Here is a 14,743-nt window from a genome sequence, read left to right on the forward strand (position 1 = left end):
ATGGGTTCCTGGAACGATTTCAACGACGCGCAAAGCAACACCAATCTCATCCCGAAGGGCACGCTGGCCAAGGTGCGCCTTACGATCCGCCCCGGCGGCTTCGACGATGCCTCGCAGGGCTGGACGGGCGGCTATGCCACGCGCGGCTCCACCGGCGCGGTGTACCTCAACGGCGAGTTCACGGTGACCGAGGGACAATACGCCCGGCGCAAAATCTTCACCTTGATCGGGCTTCACAGCCCCAAGGGCCCGGACTGGGCCAACATGGGCCGCAGCCTGGTGCGCGGCATGCTGAACTCGGCGCGCGGGATTTCCGACAAGGACATGTCGCCCGAGGCGCAGGCTGCTCGGCGGATCAACGGCTTTGCCGATCTCGACGGCATCGAGTTTGTCGCCCGCATCGACATCGGCACCGACGCCAGCGGCGATGACAAGAACGAGATCCGCAGCGCCGTCACGCCTGATCATCGTGACTATGCGCAGATCATGGGCACGGCGCCGCTTCAGTTCAGCGGCAATGCCACGCAGCAGAGTGCGCCCGCATCCCCTTCGTCCAATCCGCCAGCAGCCAGCCCCGGTGCCCCCGGGCGGCCGAGCTGGGCCCAGTAAGGGGGATCGGTCATGCGCCTGCGTCCCCGCCAGAAAACCTTCGTCGAGCGCAGTGTTTCTGCGCTCGGCCAACACGGCAACACGCTCGGTGTGGCACCCACCGGCGCGGGCAAGACCATCATGCTCTCGGCGGTCACCGGCGAGATGATCGGCAACGGCGCCAAGGCCTGCGTGCTGGCCCACCGGGACGAGTTGACCGCGCAAAACCGCGCCAAGTTCCAGCGTGTGGTGCCGGAGGCTTCCACCTCGGTCACCGACGCCACCGAGAAATCCTGGGGCGGTGACGTCACCTTCGCCATGGTGCCCACATTGTCGCGGGCGCAGAACCTGGCCGACATGCCACGCCTCGACCTGCTGGTGATCGACGAAGCGCATCACGCTGTGGCGGACAGTTATCGCCGGATCATCGACAGTGTGCGCGACGCCAACCCGGATGCGCGGATCTTCGGAGTAACAGCGACACCGACCCGGGGCGACCGCAAGGGACTGCGCGAGGTCTTCGACAATGTCGCCGACCAGGTGCGTCTGGGTGAGTTGATCGCGTCTGGTCACCTCGTGCCGCCCCGCACCTTTGTCATCGATGTTGGCGTTCAGGAGGAATTGAAATCCGTCCGCAGGACCAGCGCGGATTTCGACATGGCCGAGGTGGCGGACATCATGGACCGCGCGCCTGTCACCGACGAGGTGATCCGCCACTGGCGTGAGAAGGCAGGCGACCGGCAGACCGTCGTCTTCTGTTCCACCGTCGCCCACGCGGACCATGTGACCGAGGCGTTCAAGGCGGCTGGTATTTCCGCCGCGCTGATCCATGGCGACTTGGCAGCTGAGGCCCGCAAGGCCATCCTCGCCGACTACGCGGCGGGCGTCATCCGCGTCATCGTGAACGTCGCGGTGCTGACGGAGGGCTGGGATCACCCACCCACGTCTTGCGTCGTGCTGCTGCGGCCCAGTTCCTACAAATCCACCATGATCCAGATGGTCGGGCGCGGGTTGCGCACGGTCGATCCGGAGGAACACCCCGGCATCGTCAAGACCGACTGCGTGGTGCTGGATTTCGGGACATCGAGCCTTATCCACGGCACGCTGGAACAGGATGTCGATCTGGACGGGAAGATCGGCACCGGTGAAGCTCCGACGAAAACTTGCCCGGCCTGCGCGGCGGAGATCCCGCTCGCCGCCACCGAATGCCGACTCTGCGGCGAGGTGTTCCTGCAGGATGAAGGCGAAACTGGCGCGGAGGCAGTGCCACTCTCGCGCTTTGTCATGACCGAAATCGACCTGCTGAAGCGCTCCAGCTTCGCTTGGGTCGATCTCTTCGGGACGGACGATGCTCTGATGGCCACGGGCTTTTCGGCCTGGGGCGGCATCTTCTGGATGGACGGGGTCTGGTACGCCATCGGCGGGGCCAAGGGCGAGCGGCCGCGCTTGCTGGGCGTCGGCGAACGCACCGTCTGCCTCGCTCAGGCCGACGACTGGCTCAACACCCACGAGAGTGATGAAAGCGCCTTCAAGACCAAATCGTGGCTGCGTCAGCCACCGACGGACAAGCAGCTGAAATACCTGCCACCGGAGTGCCGGCACGACTTCGGCCTCACGCGCTATCGCGCTTCTGCCCTGATGACCTTCGGCTTCAACAAACGCGCCATCCAGGCAGCCGTGAACGCGGTGGCCGGATCCGAACGGAGGGCGGCATGACCCATGACATCTTCAACCCCCATAACAGCCGAGGAGCGGCGGCGTCTCTGGCATCCGCGTGGAACGCTCTGTGCTGTCTGCCGGCAACCCACGCATGGTTTTGGCTGGCGCGATCCTGTCCGGTCGAAACGGCCCCGGCCATCGGTCTGGTTCTGCTCGATGCCCTGCCAAGGCTTGTGGACGCATTTGGCGCGGGAGCGTTTTGAAATGGTTGACCTGACAGAAGAAGAACGCGCCGCCGTCACCGCCACCATGAAACGCATCGCCATGCTGATGGACGAGATCGGCTGGCAGACAGCCTTCGCCGATCTTACCGAGACACAGGTGCGCGCCCTGATCGAAGAGGCCGTCGAGGGTTTCCGCGAGGCCATGTCCGATATCGCCCGAGCCCAGACACCGGAGGTGCCATTCTGATGCTGGACTTCAATCACCGGCCCTCCACAGCCGAGCGGATCAACGCGCTGGTCGACGCAGCCCTCATAGCCGAACGCGAGGCAACGCCGCCCCGGACCTATCTCGGCGCGTCTCGCCTCGGGCATGCTTGCGAACGCGCGCTGCAGTTCGAATTTGCCGGTGCGCCGAAGGATGACGGCGCCGATTTCAGCGGCCAGACGCTGCGGATCTTCGCCATCGGTCACCAACTCGAGGATCTGGCGATCCGCTGGCTGCGCGCCGCCGGGATCGATCTGGTCACTCAAAAACGCGATGGGGGCCAGTTCGGGTTCTCCGTCGCGGGCGGTCGCATCCGTGGCCATGTCGACGGGATCATCGCTGATGCCCCGGCAGCACTTGGTCTGCGCGCCCCGGCGCTCTGGGAATGCAAGACCATGAACGCGAAGAACTGGCGCGCCTGTGTCAAGGACGGGGTCACTGTCTCCAAGCCCGTCTATGCCGCCCAAGTCGCGATTTATCAGGCCTACATGGAGCCTTCGGTGCCGGGGATTTCGGCCGCACCGGCGCTGTTCACGGCGATCAACAAGGACACGGCCGAGCTGCACCACGAGCTTGTCCCCTTTGATGCCGATCTGGCGCAGCGCATGTCAGACCGGGCTGTTCGAATCCTGCAGGCCACAGACGCGGGTGAACTGCTGCCCCGCGTCGCCGCTAATCGCGACTTCTTCGAATGCCGGTTCTGCGCCCATGCCGAGCGGTGTTGGGGCCTCGAAAAATGACCGACGAGCCAGCCGCTCCCGACGAGGACACCCCCATGCGCGACGATACCACGCCCGATGAGCCCAAGGAAAATATCGTCCATTTCAACCCGTGGCGCGACTTCAACGACGCGGCCCCGCAGATTGATGTGTTCGGCGATGAGCCCGATCCCGAGCAGATCGCCCAGTTCATGCAGGTCGTCTTCGGCTACTGCGACGGGCTGATCCCGGTCCGCAGTTTCATCGACAAGGGTCAGGGCATCGATGGCCGCCCGCACAACATCTGGCTCGAGGCGGATCAGTCTGCCCCCGAGAAGATGGCGACCTTCGCAACATGGGCATCGCGTGAGGGTGCGGCGGTCTACGTGATCCCCGGCACCGTAGCCGCGCCTGGTCAGGCCAAGGCCGCCGAAATCCTGCAGATGCAGACCGTGGTCGTCGATCTCGACACGGGCGATATCGCTGCCAAGCGTGCCCATCTTGAGCGTCACCTCGGCGCGCCCACCATGGTGGTGGAAAGCGGTGGCGTGACACCCGAAGGGCAGCGCAAAGCCCATGTCTGGTGGACGCTGACCGAGCCCGCCGAAGGCGACGACATAGCCCGCGTCTGCCGCCTGCGCGGTGATATTGCGGCCAAGGTCGGTGGCGACATGCATTTCCGCTCGGCTCACCAGCCGATCCGGGTCGCGGGCAGCGTTTATTACAAGAACAGCCTGAAAACGCAGGTGCGTATTGTAGAGCTGAACGCCGCCCACGAGTGCGATCTGGCCGAGTTCATCGAGGCCGTGACCGACATGCCGCCCGTGGCGGGCGTGTCCCTACAGCCTGAGTTCTCCCATCCCGACAAACCGGAGATGGACGACGTGTTGGTCACGCCCGTGCGCGAAGGCGCGCAGGACGATTGGTCCCGCTTCGAGGGTGCGTCCGCCGCGATCGGGCATTTCATCCGCATGGTCCACGAGGGCCGGATGACAAAAGATGAAGGCTGGGAAGGCATCTGCGGCTACAACGCCGCGATGCTGCGCCCACAGTGGCCGGTGGAACGGCTCAAGCGCGAGTCCGAGCGGCTCTGGGACCGGCATGTCGAGAAATACGGCCCGCCCTTGATCCGGCTGGACTCCGGCGCACCGGTGCCGGCCGAGATGCCAGCCTTTACGCTGGGCTCGCTGCTGGACGACCAGAGTCCGATGCCGGAGGACATCATCGCGCCGCGTGTCCTAACGCCTGGCGGACTTCTGGTGCTGGGCGGCGCGCCCAAGGTCGGCAAGAGCGACCTGCTGATCTCCTGGCTAGTCCATATGGCCGCTGGCGTGCCGTTCCTCGGCTTCACCCCGCCGCGGCCGCTGCGGATCTTCTACCTGCAGGCCGAGATCCAGTATCACTATCTGCGCGAGCGGCTGAAGCAGATTGCCCTGGCGCCAGAGGTGTTGACCGCCGCGCGCGATACGTTCGTCGCCACGCCCAAGCTGAAGATGCTGCTCGACAATGAGGGCAGTGTGCGCGTCGCGCGCGCCGTGCAGACGGCCTTCCCGGATGCGCCGCCCGACATCCTCTGCGTCGATCCGATCCGGAACCTGTTTGACGGCGGTCCCGATGGCGGCGGCGAAAACGACAACACCGCGATGATGTTCTTCCTGAAAGAACGCATCGAGGTCCTGCGCGATCACATCGACCCCGACTGCGGGGTTATCCTGATCCACCACACGAAGAAGCTGAGCAAACAGCAGGTGAAGGACGATCCTTTCCTCGCGCTCTCAGGCGCCAGCGCTCTGCGCGGGTTCTATACCTCCGGCCTGATCCTGCACCGTCCCGACGAGGAGGCCGCTGAACGCAAGCTGGAGATTGAACTTCGGAACGGACCCGCGCTGCCGCCCAAGCTGATCGACAAGGTTGGCGGCCAATGGGTCGAACTGAACCCGATGAATGAGCGTCTGGTCCGCCAGGACATTGGCGCGAAACACGATGCCGAACGCGATCGCAAGCGCGATGTCATCCTGTCGATCCTGATCGACGAGGCGGCCGAGGGGAAACTCTACACCTCGACCCAGTTTCGCGAGGCGTTCGAGAACCAGCGCGGCCTTGGCAGCCAGTTCACCATCCGCGACCGCATCAATGTGCTGGCGACCAAAGGCCTCATCCGCTTCCTGCGGGACGGCACACAATTCGGCCACACCGTGGTCCGGTCGCGCTTCGGCTACCTCTGTGCCGAAGGTATGGTTTTCGGCCGCAAGGGCCGGGTCGATCCGGAGACGGGAGAGGTCCTGGACGAAGTCATTCCGGTCGTCCCGAGCCACTATAAATCGCCCTCCAACGGGCAGTGCATGGACCTCGAAGATCCTTCCGATTGGTCGATCCAGGAGGGTGAAAATGCCTGATTTTGGCTTGTATGTCCTCTGTTCGACCTCAGGACAAACATGTTTGTCCTCCGCCGTTGTTCGTCCTCACTCCAATGAAATCAATCACTTGGAGCAAAAAGAGGTCGAACATGTTCGTCCTCTTGTACGACCTCTGTTTGTCCTCGAAACCCAAATGAATTCAGTATCTTACACTGATTGGAGGACGAACAATGAAAGCCCCCATACTACGTATGGGGGGCCAACCAGCAGGTTTGGCCCCATCCCATACGTTGTGGGGTATCCGCGCGCAGGCCGATCTGTCCCGCACCTTTCACCTTTCACCTTTCGAGCAACAATGGAGATGACAATGTCGAACAGGCAATTTGAACCCGTGGGCGCGCACCAGACGGTAGCTTTGTCGGGGACCATCCTGGCCCTGGACCTCGGGACCACAACGGGCTGGGCGCTACGGTCCTCGGACGGCCTCATCACCAGCGGCACAGCATCGTTTCGCAACAGCCGCTTCGATGGCGGTGGGATGCGGTACCTGCGCTTTACGAATTGGCTGACTGAGATCAGCAAGCTCTCTGGCCCCATCGCAGCGATCTGGTTCGAGGAAGTCCGACGCCATGCCGGGACCGACGCGGCGCACGTCTTTGGCGGTCTCATGGCCAGCTTGACCAGCTGGGCTGAGTTGCGAGGCATCCCGTATCAGGGTGTCCCCGTCGGCACGATCAAGAAACACGCAACCGGAAAGGGCAACGCCAACAAGGCTGCCATCATCGCCGCCGTCCAGGCACGCGGCTTCAGCCCGGCCGATGACAACGAGGCCGACGCTATCGCGATCCTGCATTGGGCGATCGAGACCGAAGGAGGCATGGCATGAACCGTATGAGCTTCGCCCCTCGCGGCTTCGGGGGCACGCGCCGCAGCCCCGATCAAGTCAAGCGGGATGGTTGGAAGGAACAGGGCGTTCTGGCCGTCTCCGTCGATGACAATCGCCTCACTTGGCCGGAACGCGAGTTGGTCCGCCAGCTTGGCGAGCGCCTCTATGGCAAACGAGACTTGGAGGTGCGCCATGACTGAGTGGACCACCGCGCGCGTGGAGGACCGGCTGGAGAGCGCGGCCGATGTCTTCCGTACCTTGCCCGGCGTCATGCCGCAGGGCTTCTTCAATGCCTGGCCCGAGTATTTTCACAGCTTCGCGGACAAGGTAGGACAGGAACCGCAGATGCGCAGGCCCCGGCCGGGACCGCGCCAGATTTCTGAGGCCGAGGAGGCATTGCTCTGGCTGCGCTGGCTGGAACGGGACGATGCCCGGATCGTCTGGTTGCGGGCCGAGCGTACGGCGTGGAAACCGATCTGCTGGGAGATGGGGATCAGCCGCCCCGCGGCCAACCGCCATTGGCAATACGGCCTCGCGCTGATCACCTGGCGGCTCAATGGGCGCGTGCCGCCCTTGAAGCGGTCACGGCGTTTCGTGGTCGAGAACGCGAACAACCTGTCAAGGAAAATCGTCCTGTGACAGAATTTTCAGTGAGACATCATAAAGGGTTACAGTTTCCGGCTGAGAGGCTAGAAATTGGATATACTCGGGAGAGGCGCGTGCGGGACGGACTGCGGCGCTGGCTTCCGGGGTCCAACCAAGGGTCCAGATGGGATCCAAAGGGCTAACCTACTGAATTCGCGGGTCCTTCTTGGCCCCAAACGTATACGGGCGGGCGAAGCGCGCAATATCGCCAGCGACAGGGCCGGTTTTTTGGGAAGCCACCCTTAGCAGGCATCCACCCGCGATCTGCTGAAAACCACAACAAAACAAACCTTTGGCATCGGACACACCCGGTGGCCGCTGGACCCCTCGTGGAGTCCAGGCTGGCTGCCGGTGTCCGGAGTCCACCCGATTGAGGCGAACCGACCGGCATGACCCTGAGCTTTTCTCCGGAGGTGATCGAGATGTGGCCGCTGGCCAGGCTCCAGCCCTATGCGAAGAACGCAAAGGCGCACGGCGCGGACCAGGTCGCAAAGATTGCTGCCAGCATGGCGGAGTTCGGCTGGACCGTTCCCTGTCTGGTCGCCGACGATGGCGAGTTGATCGCGGGCCACGGTCGGGTCCTTGCCGCCACGCAGCTCGGGCTGACCGAGGCACCGGTGATCGTGCTAGGCCATCTGACCGAGGCGCAACGCCGGGCCTACCGGATCGCGGACAACAAACTGACGGAACTCGGGACCTGGGATGAGGCGCTGCTCTCGGCCGAGCTGAACGACCTGCTGGCCGAGGACTACGATCTGTCGCTGATCGGTTTCGACGATGCCGAACTCGAAGCGCTGTTGGCCGGCGAGGTCGATCCTGAAACCGCCACCCGAGAGGGCGAGGACGAGGTTCCGGAGGCCCCCGAAACCCCGATCAGCCGTCCCGGCGATCTTTGGGTGCTGGGCAACCACCGATTGCTCTGCGGGGACGCGACGGTGGCAACAGACGTCGAGCGTCTGCTCGGCGATGTGACACCGCTGCTGATGGTGACCGATCCGCCCTATGGCGTCGAATACGATCCCGATTGGCGCAACAAGGCGGGAGCGGCCGCGACCAAGCGCACCGGCAAGGTGCTGAATGACGACCGCGCGGATTGGCGCGAGGCCTGGGCGCTGTTCCCTGGCGATGTCGCCTATGTCTGGCACGGCGCGCTGCATGCGACGACGGTTGCCGAGAGCCTCGAGGCCTCCGGTTTCAACATCCGCTCGCAAATCATCTGGGCAAAGGATCGCCTGGTGCTGAGCCGCGGCGATTATCACTGGCAGCATGAGCCCTGCCTCTATGCCGTGAAGAAAACTGGCAAGGGCCATTGGGCGGGTGACCGAAAGCAGACTACGCTCTGGCAGATCGCGAACAAGGATCAGGACGCGGAAACCGTGCACGGGACGCAAAAGCCCGTCGAATGCATGCGCCGGCCGATCCTGAACAATTCAAGCCCCGGGCAAGCGGTTTACGAGCCCTTCATGGGCTCCGGCACGACGCTGATCGCGGCGGAAACAACGGCCCGGGTCTGCCTCGGGATCGAATTGAACCCGGCCTATGTCGATGTCGCCGTGCAGCGCTGGCAACAGTTCACCGGCCAAGAGGCCGTGCTGGACGGGACCGGCGAGAGCTTCGCGGATCTGACGACCAACCCACGCTGAGGCGATGCATGACCTGGCTTTACCTTCCTCCGGACACGGTTCCGGAGCCGGAGACCTGTTCGGCCTCTCGCTCTGCTCCGGCGCAGGCGGGCTCGACCTCGGGCTCACCATTGCCATCCCCGGATATCGAACTGTGGGCCATGTCGAACGGGAAACCTACGCCGCGGCCACTTTCGTGGCACGGATGGAAGAGGCGGCCCTGGATCCAGCGCCTGTCTGGGACGACGTTGCCAGCTTCGATGGCCGCCCGTGGCGCGGCGCGGTGGACATCATCACTGCGGGCTATCCGTGCCAGCCGTTCTCCGTCGCGGGCAAACGCCGGGGCGCGGACGACCCGCGACACCTCTGGCCGCATGTCGCTCGCATCGTCGGCGAAGTCCAGCCGCCCTTCGTCTTCCTCGAAAACGTCGCCCATCATCTCCGCCTCGGGTTCCCCGAAGTCGCCGGAGGACTGGTCGGCATGGGCTACCGCGTTGCGGCAGGCCTGTTTACGGCGGCGGAAGTCGGTGCGCCCCACAAGCGCGAGCGGCTCTTCATCCTCGCCCACCGGGAAGGCTGCGAACTGGCCGACCCCGCGCGCCTGCTCGGGGACCCGCTCGAGTGGCGGGAACCGGACGGAGATGCTGCGGCTTTGGCCGACGCCACGGGCGAGCACCAACGAAAACCGGCAGACCAAACTGACGCCGTCGCAATCGGCGGGCAAGCACGGGATGAACCTGGCGACCTCGGCTGCGATGTGGCCGACGCCTCAGACCGACAGCTTCCGCAGCCGGGGCGGTGCCCGGAAACACGAGAAGGGCTTGGACGGCATGGCCCGAGACTGGCCGACGCCGATGGCGACCGACGGCAACAAGCCGAGCGCGGGCAACCGCAAGTCTGCCGACCTGACCCGCGCCAGCCAGATGTGGATGACGCCGACAGCGCGCGATCACAAGGACGGCGCGACCACATTGGCCAACACCCCGGTGAACGGCTTGCTTGGCCGCCAGGTCCTGGTGACGCCGACGGCTGGGAGCGATACCTCCGAACCGCGCCGGACGCTGAACCCAGCATTCGTCGAGGCCCTGATGGGCTGGCCCACCGGGTGGACCGCCTTCGGCTCTGCGGCAACGGTGTGGTCCCACTGGTTGCCGCGCATGCGCTCAGAACTCTCGCGGCTCAATTGCTGGCCGATGGATGAGGTAGCGGCATGAAACAGTCGCGCCTCATGTCGCTGGTGGAGTCCGTCGCCAACGTGATCGTGGGCTACGGCATTGCGGTCGTCACACAGATCCTGATCTTCCCGATCTTCGGGCTGCACACCACTCTCGCGCAGAACCTGAAGATGGGCGCCATATTCACGGTGGTGTCGATCGCCCGTTCCTTCGCCCTTCGGCGGCTGTTCGAGGCGATCCGGATACGGACCATACCTGAATAGAACGCGTTGAAATAGCGGCGGCTGCATCAACTTCGGAATATCTGAACCGCCAGAATGCAAAGCGGCTTCCCGCCAGGCATCGCATTTCGTATGCAACTACTGCAGGGGCGGTAGGGCGAGCAATGGCACGAAAAAAGACCTATGGTGAAAAGATCGCGGATCACATCGCCGCGGTAGTGCAGGCCCGAAATATCGAGCATATCTTGCACTTCACGCTGCTAGAAAATCTGCCGGGCATTCTGAGGAATGGGCTCCTCAGCCGAACAATCCTTCAAGACGCGGATTACGACGTATTTGCCAGTGACGTAGATAGATTGGATGGAGAGGATGGCGCAATATCCATGTCCATCTCCTGTTTCTATCCAAAGATGTTCGACGCGAAACGATATCGATCTGGCAACGCGCCGTGGGTTATCCTTGCGTTCGACCCCAGCTTATTGTGGACCCATCACTGTCTGTTCTACCGGAATGGCGCATCAACGAATGCAACCAAATACGAGCACGGCAAGAGGTACGGTGGGTTTGCGCTGGAACGCCTTTTTGACGATTGCTCAATGATGATGGATCCGCGCGGGACCGGGTTTCGAGAGGCGCATGGCTTACCAACGGGTTGGCCAACTTTTCCAGACGCCGAAGTGCAGGTCATGAACCCTGTCCATCCGGATTATCTCTTGGGTGCATGGGTCGAGACGCCTGAAATCGGCGACCACGTCCGGAAGGCTTTCGACGCATCCGGGCGTGATCAATGTGATGTAGTTGTCCAGCCCTTCGTTCCAAGGATCTGCTCAAAGCCCTATTGGTGGGGCTGAACCGCACGTAGTCGCGGTTCAGCAGTAAGAATGCGTTTCTTGGTTTCTAGGCCGACGGCAGGCTGTACACTCTCCCACGCCCCTCGATCTTCTCTGAGGACACCTCGAGCCCGAGCCTCTTTTTCAGCGCGCCTGCCATCGCTCCGCGCACCGTGTGCGACTGCCAGCCCGTCGCGGCCATGATCTCCTCGATGGTCGCGCCGTTCGGCATGCGCAGCATGGCGATCAGGGTCGCCTGCTTGGTGCCCTCGCGAGGCGTGCGCGTCTTGGGTGAGGGTTCGGGGGCGGCGGAGGTGTCCGGTTCGATGCCAATGGCCGCGAGCCCTGCGTCGGTGGCAACCAGCGTGACGCCGTGGCCGTCACCGGTTTCGCGCCAAACGGGCTCGCCCTTGCGTATGTCGGCTTCGACCTCTTCGAGGAAGCCTTTGGTGAGCATAGCACCGACCACTTTTGCGGCGGCCCCACCGCGCAGGCTGTCAGGCAGCGGCAAGGCTATCTGGCCGTCGCGTTGCGACGCGGCGCTGAGAATGATGGCTTGGGTGTCGGTGAGTTTGGTCATGTAGGCCTCCGGGTTCTGAGCCGCGCGGAATGCGTGGCTTCTACCGAGGCGAGCCCGCCGCTTGGGCGGGCCGGGACCGACGCGCGATGGCTCAGTCGTCTCGCGCGATCAGGGCAAGGAGGACGGCCGCCATGCCGCCGAGATATTCGCTTCGGCGAAACACGATCTCGTCGATCTCGCTGGCGGTGTTGATGGTAGGGTCGACCTGCAGGTCGTTGCCCATGTGTGGCATCAGGCGGGTGGCTTCGAGATTGTAGCGCTCTGCAAGGGTGCTGGTCATCGGGCTCACTCCGCGTATTCGCCTTCGCCAAAGGCGCTGTCCGTGATGCCTTTCAAGAGGCTGGCGTAGTGCTCGAGGCTGCCAACTGTGGCCCAGCCGATCTCGTCGGGATGGCAGTTGAAGTGTTCGTCGCTGAGGCCCTGCAACCGGGCGAGCATCTCGTCGATTTCGGCTTTCTTGCCGATGAAGGCGTTCAAAGCCGCCTCCTTGTTCCGCCCAGCCTTCTCAGCGCGAAGCTGGTGGCGCGGTGTTGTCTGCGGGTTCAGGCGGGTCATCGTGGCGGCTCCGTGGTGAGTTGCATCGTTTTCGTTGGACCACGTTCGCTCTGGTGTGGAGGCTTATCAACTACATAAGCACATGATTTTGAATGATAATCGGAGCGTTCCATGGAGGGTCTGAGCGAGCGCCAGTATGCTGCCCGCGTCGGTCTCTCACGCGGAGCCATTCAGAAGGCCAAGGCAACGGGACGCGTGGTTCTGCATTCCGATGGCAGTATCGACGCGGAGGCGAGCGATGCGCTGCGAGCGCAGGCAACCGACCCGTCGAAAACCCGCAAGGCACCGAAGCCGAAGCTCAAACCCGTCCCTGAGACCGCGGTCTCAGCCGTGGGTGAAACGCTTCGCGAACAGGGAATGGCGGCCCCGCCGGTGGGCAGCGGAACAACCTTCCTGCAGGCCAAGACGGCCAACGAAGTACTGAAAGCGCAGGAGCGCCGCCTGCGGCTGCAAAAACTGAAAGGCGAGTTGATCGACCGCGCCCGCGCGCTGTCCCTGGTGTTTCGGTTGGCGCGGCAGGAGCGGGATGTCTGGGTCAACTGGCCCGCACGCGCGGCGGCTTTGATGGCGGCTGATCTGGGCGTCGAGCCCGCCGCGATGCAAAAGGTTCTGGAGAAACATGTCCGTGCCCAGCTCGACGACCTTGCCGAGGTCAAACCTGATCTCCGATGAGGACTTCGATGGTGCGGCTGAAATCTTGCGCGCCTGGGGTGAAGGTCTCACCCCGGACCCGGACCTGACGGTTTCGCAATGGGCGGATCGCTTGTCTGCGCGCTGCCGGTCTTGGTGACGCGGCGCGGATCGCTGTCGAGCACCAGCCCAAGCGCATCGAGTTTGGCGTTTGTCGCGGCGATTTCGGCCAGCACGGCGTCCGGGTTGCGGCCCTGTTTCGCAATCACCTCGGCCAGCGTCATGGTGCCGGAGCGGATCGACAGCAGGTTCGCCATCGCGTCCTTCTGCGGATCGACGGCCTCGAACTTGGGCGGTGACCATTCGACCGGCACGTCCGGCGTCGGGATCTGTCCCGCCGCCCAGGCGGCTTCCGTGAACCAGCGCCAGACCGGCGCACAGAACATTGGGATGAAGAGCTGCCACTGCACGGCGTCGATCTGGCGGCGGAACTCCACGAGCCCCGCGCGGATCGAGGAATAGTTGACCTGTGACAGGTCCCCGGTCAGCAGCTCGTAGGGCACGCGGAACCCGGCCGAGATCGTGTGCAGGCTCGCCCGCTTGTACTCGGCGTAGCCGCCAGTGGCCGACGGCTGGTTGAACCGGATGTCCTTGCCGCCGCGGGCATAGGCGATCAACCCCGGCTCGAACTGCTCGACCCGGTTGCCGTCGGCATCGACCACGGAAGGCGCGATGCCTTGCTGGGCCTCATCATCGCCGAAGACGATGGCGGTGACGCAGGCTTCGGTCTTCTTGCGGACAAGTTCGGCCACTTCGTAATCGTCGAGATCGCGCAAGCTGCGGATCACCGGCGCGCCCCACGGCACGCCGCGCGCCTGCGTGCGCTGTTTTTCATAAACATGGGCGATCTCGCTCGCCGAGACCGGGCGGCTTTGCAGACCGTTCTGCAGGGCGCTATAGGCGTCGCCCGGATGCTCGGTATGCAGCCAATAGGCCCGGCGCTTGCCGACCGGGTCGAACTCGATCCCCTGAACGAGGCGTCTCGCGCCGAGCGCGCCGGATTTCGTGGCGTCGAGAAAGTCGGCCTCCAGCACCTGCAATTGCAGCGGCACCGGCAGACCGTCCGAGGATCGCCGCAGGCGGCGGCGCACCAGTACCTCGCCTGCCTCTACCATCTCGCGGCAGATCAGCGTCTGCAGACCATAGAAGTCGAGCTGGCCGTCCGCATCGGCCGTGTCCGACCATTGCCCAAACAGTGCATCGACCTTGCGGTCCAGCTTGTCATTGCCGCTGGCGGCACGCGGCATGATGCCCGCGCCAACGATGTTGTTCACCAGCACCGCCACGGCCTTAGCCGCATGCGGATTGTTGCGCACCAGATCCCGCATCCGGTCGCGTAAGAGCGCCCCGGCGACGCCAACCTCGGTATCGGCGGAAGTTCCCGGCGCACGCCAACCTTCGGTGCGGCGTCCCTTCGCCGCGCCATCATAGCCACGCGTCAAGGTTTCAAACGCCTGGCGAGCCATGATGCGCCGTGCCGCAGCGCGTGGTGCCACCGAGGCAATCGCGTGGTCGAACCAGTTCGCCGACATCAGCGATCCCCGCGCGAGAAGCCCGCGAGCCCGGCGATTGGCAACGGTTGCTTGGTGCCCGCAATGGCCCGCTCGATGGTGCGGATTCGGGCGAGCAGGTCCTCGGCCGAGCCGTAGTCGACGGACTTTCCATCATAGCTGACCCTGGTCGTGCCGCTGGCATAGGCACGGCGTAGCGCCGACAGCTCGGTTTCCGTCCAATCTGTCATCAAAACC

The 14,743-nt window shown here is 63.9% G+C and carries 19 protein-coding genes and 1 pseudogene; 15 read left to right on the plus strand and 5 right to left on the minus strand.

The genetic code is table 11. The features are described 5' to 3' along the window. The 14 genes and pseudogenes from EP376_RS20705 to EP376_RS20765 all read left to right on the plus strand — a co-directional run bounded on the left by EP376_RS20705 (window position 1) and on the right by EP376_RS20765 (window position 11,191). Complete coding sequence (locus EP376_RS20705) at window positions 1–609, plus strand: hypothetical protein (RefSeq protein WP_127657419.1); 609 nt, start codon at window positions 1–3, stop codon at window positions 607–609. Window positions 610–621: 12 nt separating this feature from the next. After that, window positions 622–2,304, plus strand: coding sequence for a DEAD/DEAH box helicase (locus EP376_RS20710; RefSeq protein WP_127657420.1), 1,683 nt, complete (start codon window positions 622–624; stop codon window positions 2,302–2,304). Next, the gene (locus tag EP376_RS20715) at window positions 2,301–2,510 is read left to right on the plus strand and encodes a hypothetical protein (protein ID WP_127657421.1); all 210 of its coding nucleotides are present in this window, start codon (window positions 2,301–2,303) and stop codon (window positions 2,508–2,510) included. Before EP376_RS20710 ends, EP376_RS20715 begins: the two co-directional genes overlap by 4 nt. A 1-nt stretch (window position 2,511) precedes the next feature. Continuing rightward, on the plus strand, window positions 2,512–2,718 hold the full coding sequence (locus tag EP376_RS20720) for a DUF6511 domain-containing protein (RefSeq protein WP_127657422.1): 207 nt from the start codon (window positions 2,512–2,514) through the stop codon (window positions 2,716–2,718). Then, window positions 2,718–3,476 (plus strand): hypothetical protein, encoded by a 759-nt coding sequence (locus tag EP376_RS20725; protein WP_127657423.1) that lies wholly within the window; start codon window positions 2,718–2,720, stop codon window positions 3,474–3,476. Before EP376_RS20720 ends, EP376_RS20725 begins: the two co-directional genes overlap by 1 nt. Next, the gene (locus tag EP376_RS20730; RefSeq protein ID WP_238928924.1) at window positions 3,428–5,830 is read left to right on the plus strand and encodes an AAA family ATPase; all 2,403 of its coding nucleotides are present in this window, start codon (window positions 3,428–3,430) and stop codon (window positions 5,828–5,830) included. The genes EP376_RS20725 and EP376_RS20730 overlap by 49 nt, the downstream gene beginning before the upstream one ends. A gap of 328 nt (window positions 5,831–6,158) precedes the next feature. Beyond that, a complete protein-coding gene (locus EP376_RS20735; RefSeq protein WP_127657424.1) occupies window positions 6,159–6,677 on the plus strand; it encodes a hypothetical protein in 519 nt (172 codons plus the stop codon). After that, entirely contained in the window at window positions 6,674–6,877 is a 204-nt protein-coding gene (locus EP376_RS20740) for a hypothetical protein (RefSeq protein ID WP_476724173.1), read from the plus strand. The genes EP376_RS20735 and EP376_RS20740 overlap by 4 nt, the downstream gene beginning before the upstream one ends. Next, a complete protein-coding gene (locus EP376_RS20745) occupies window positions 6,870–7,316 on the plus strand; it encodes a DUF6362 family protein (protein ID WP_127657425.1) in 447 nt (148 codons plus the stop codon). Before EP376_RS20740 ends, EP376_RS20745 begins: the two co-directional genes overlap by 8 nt. A gap of 395 nt (window positions 7,317–7,711) precedes the next feature. After that, window positions 7,712–8,965: a site-specific DNA-methyltransferase gene (locus tag EP376_RS20750; RefSeq protein ID WP_127657426.1), complete on the plus strand. Its 1,254-nt coding sequence runs from the start codon at window positions 7,712–7,714 to the stop codon at window positions 8,963–8,965. 4 nt (window positions 8,966–8,969) lie between these two features. Continuing rightward, a pseudogene (locus EP376_RS23410) lies at window positions 8,970–9,467 on the plus strand (DNA cytosine methyltransferase); the annotation flags it as partial. 118 nt (window positions 9,468–9,585) lie between these two features. Further along, window positions 9,586–10,158 (plus strand): hypothetical protein, encoded by a 573-nt coding sequence (locus EP376_RS23415; RefSeq protein ID WP_238928927.1) that lies wholly within the window; start codon window positions 9,586–9,588, stop codon window positions 10,156–10,158. After that, window positions 10,155–10,382 (plus strand): DUF7220 family protein, encoded by a 228-nt coding sequence (locus EP376_RS20760; RefSeq protein ID WP_127657428.1) that lies wholly within the window; start codon window positions 10,155–10,157, stop codon window positions 10,380–10,382. The genes EP376_RS23415 and EP376_RS20760 overlap by 4 nt, the downstream gene beginning before the upstream one ends. A gap of 122 nt (window positions 10,383–10,504) precedes the next feature. Next, on the plus strand, window positions 10,505–11,191 hold the full coding sequence (locus EP376_RS20765; protein WP_127657429.1) for a DarT ssDNA thymidine ADP-ribosyltransferase family protein: 687 nt from the start codon (window positions 10,505–10,507) through the stop codon (window positions 11,189–11,191). Between the two features lie 46 nt (window positions 11,192–11,237). Here the strand turns inward: EP376_RS20765 and EP376_RS20770 are convergent, their stop codons facing one another. The 3 genes from EP376_RS20770 to EP376_RS20780 form a co-directional block, all read right to left on the minus strand. Then, window positions 11,238–11,750: a DUF3489 domain-containing protein gene (locus tag EP376_RS20770; RefSeq protein WP_127657430.1), complete on the minus strand. Its 513-nt coding sequence runs from the start codon at window positions 11,748–11,750 to the stop codon at window positions 11,238–11,240. A gap of 91 nt (window positions 11,751–11,841) precedes the next feature. Then, window positions 11,842–12,030: a hypothetical protein gene (locus EP376_RS20775; protein ID WP_127657431.1), complete on the minus strand. Its 189-nt coding sequence runs from the start codon at window positions 12,028–12,030 to the stop codon at window positions 11,842–11,844. A 5-nt stretch (window positions 12,031–12,035) separates the two neighbouring features. Next, window positions 12,036–12,305, minus strand: a complete 270-nt coding sequence (locus EP376_RS20780) for a hypothetical protein (RefSeq protein ID WP_127657432.1) — start codon at window positions 12,303–12,305, stop codon at window positions 12,036–12,038. 111 nt (window positions 12,306–12,416) lie between these two features. Here EP376_RS20780 and EP376_RS20785 point away from each other — a divergent pair, with 111 nt between their 5' ends. Further along, window positions 12,417–12,977: a hypothetical protein gene (locus tag EP376_RS20785; RefSeq protein ID WP_127657433.1), complete on the plus strand. Its 561-nt coding sequence runs from the start codon at window positions 12,417–12,419 to the stop codon at window positions 12,975–12,977. Between the two features lie 47 nt (window positions 12,978–13,024). Here the strand turns inward: EP376_RS20785 and EP376_RS20790 are convergent, their stop codons facing one another. Together EP376_RS20790 and EP376_RS20795 are read right to left on the minus strand one after the other, a co-directional pair. Beyond that, window positions 13,025–14,527, minus strand: coding sequence for a phage portal protein (locus tag EP376_RS20790; RefSeq protein WP_127657434.1), 1,503 nt, complete (start codon window positions 14,525–14,527; stop codon window positions 13,025–13,027). Beyond that, window positions 14,527–14,743: phage head-tail joining protein (locus tag EP376_RS20795; RefSeq protein WP_420837138.1), on the minus strand; the 217-nt coding region annotated here is incomplete at its 5' end. The genes EP376_RS20790 and EP376_RS20795, both read right to left, overlap by 1 nt.

Source organism: Alexandriicola marinus (genome assembly GCF_004000435.1).
Taxonomy (GTDB): domain Bacteria; phylum Pseudomonadota; class Alphaproteobacteria; order Rhodobacterales; family Rhodobacteraceae; genus Alexandriicola; species Alexandriicola marinus.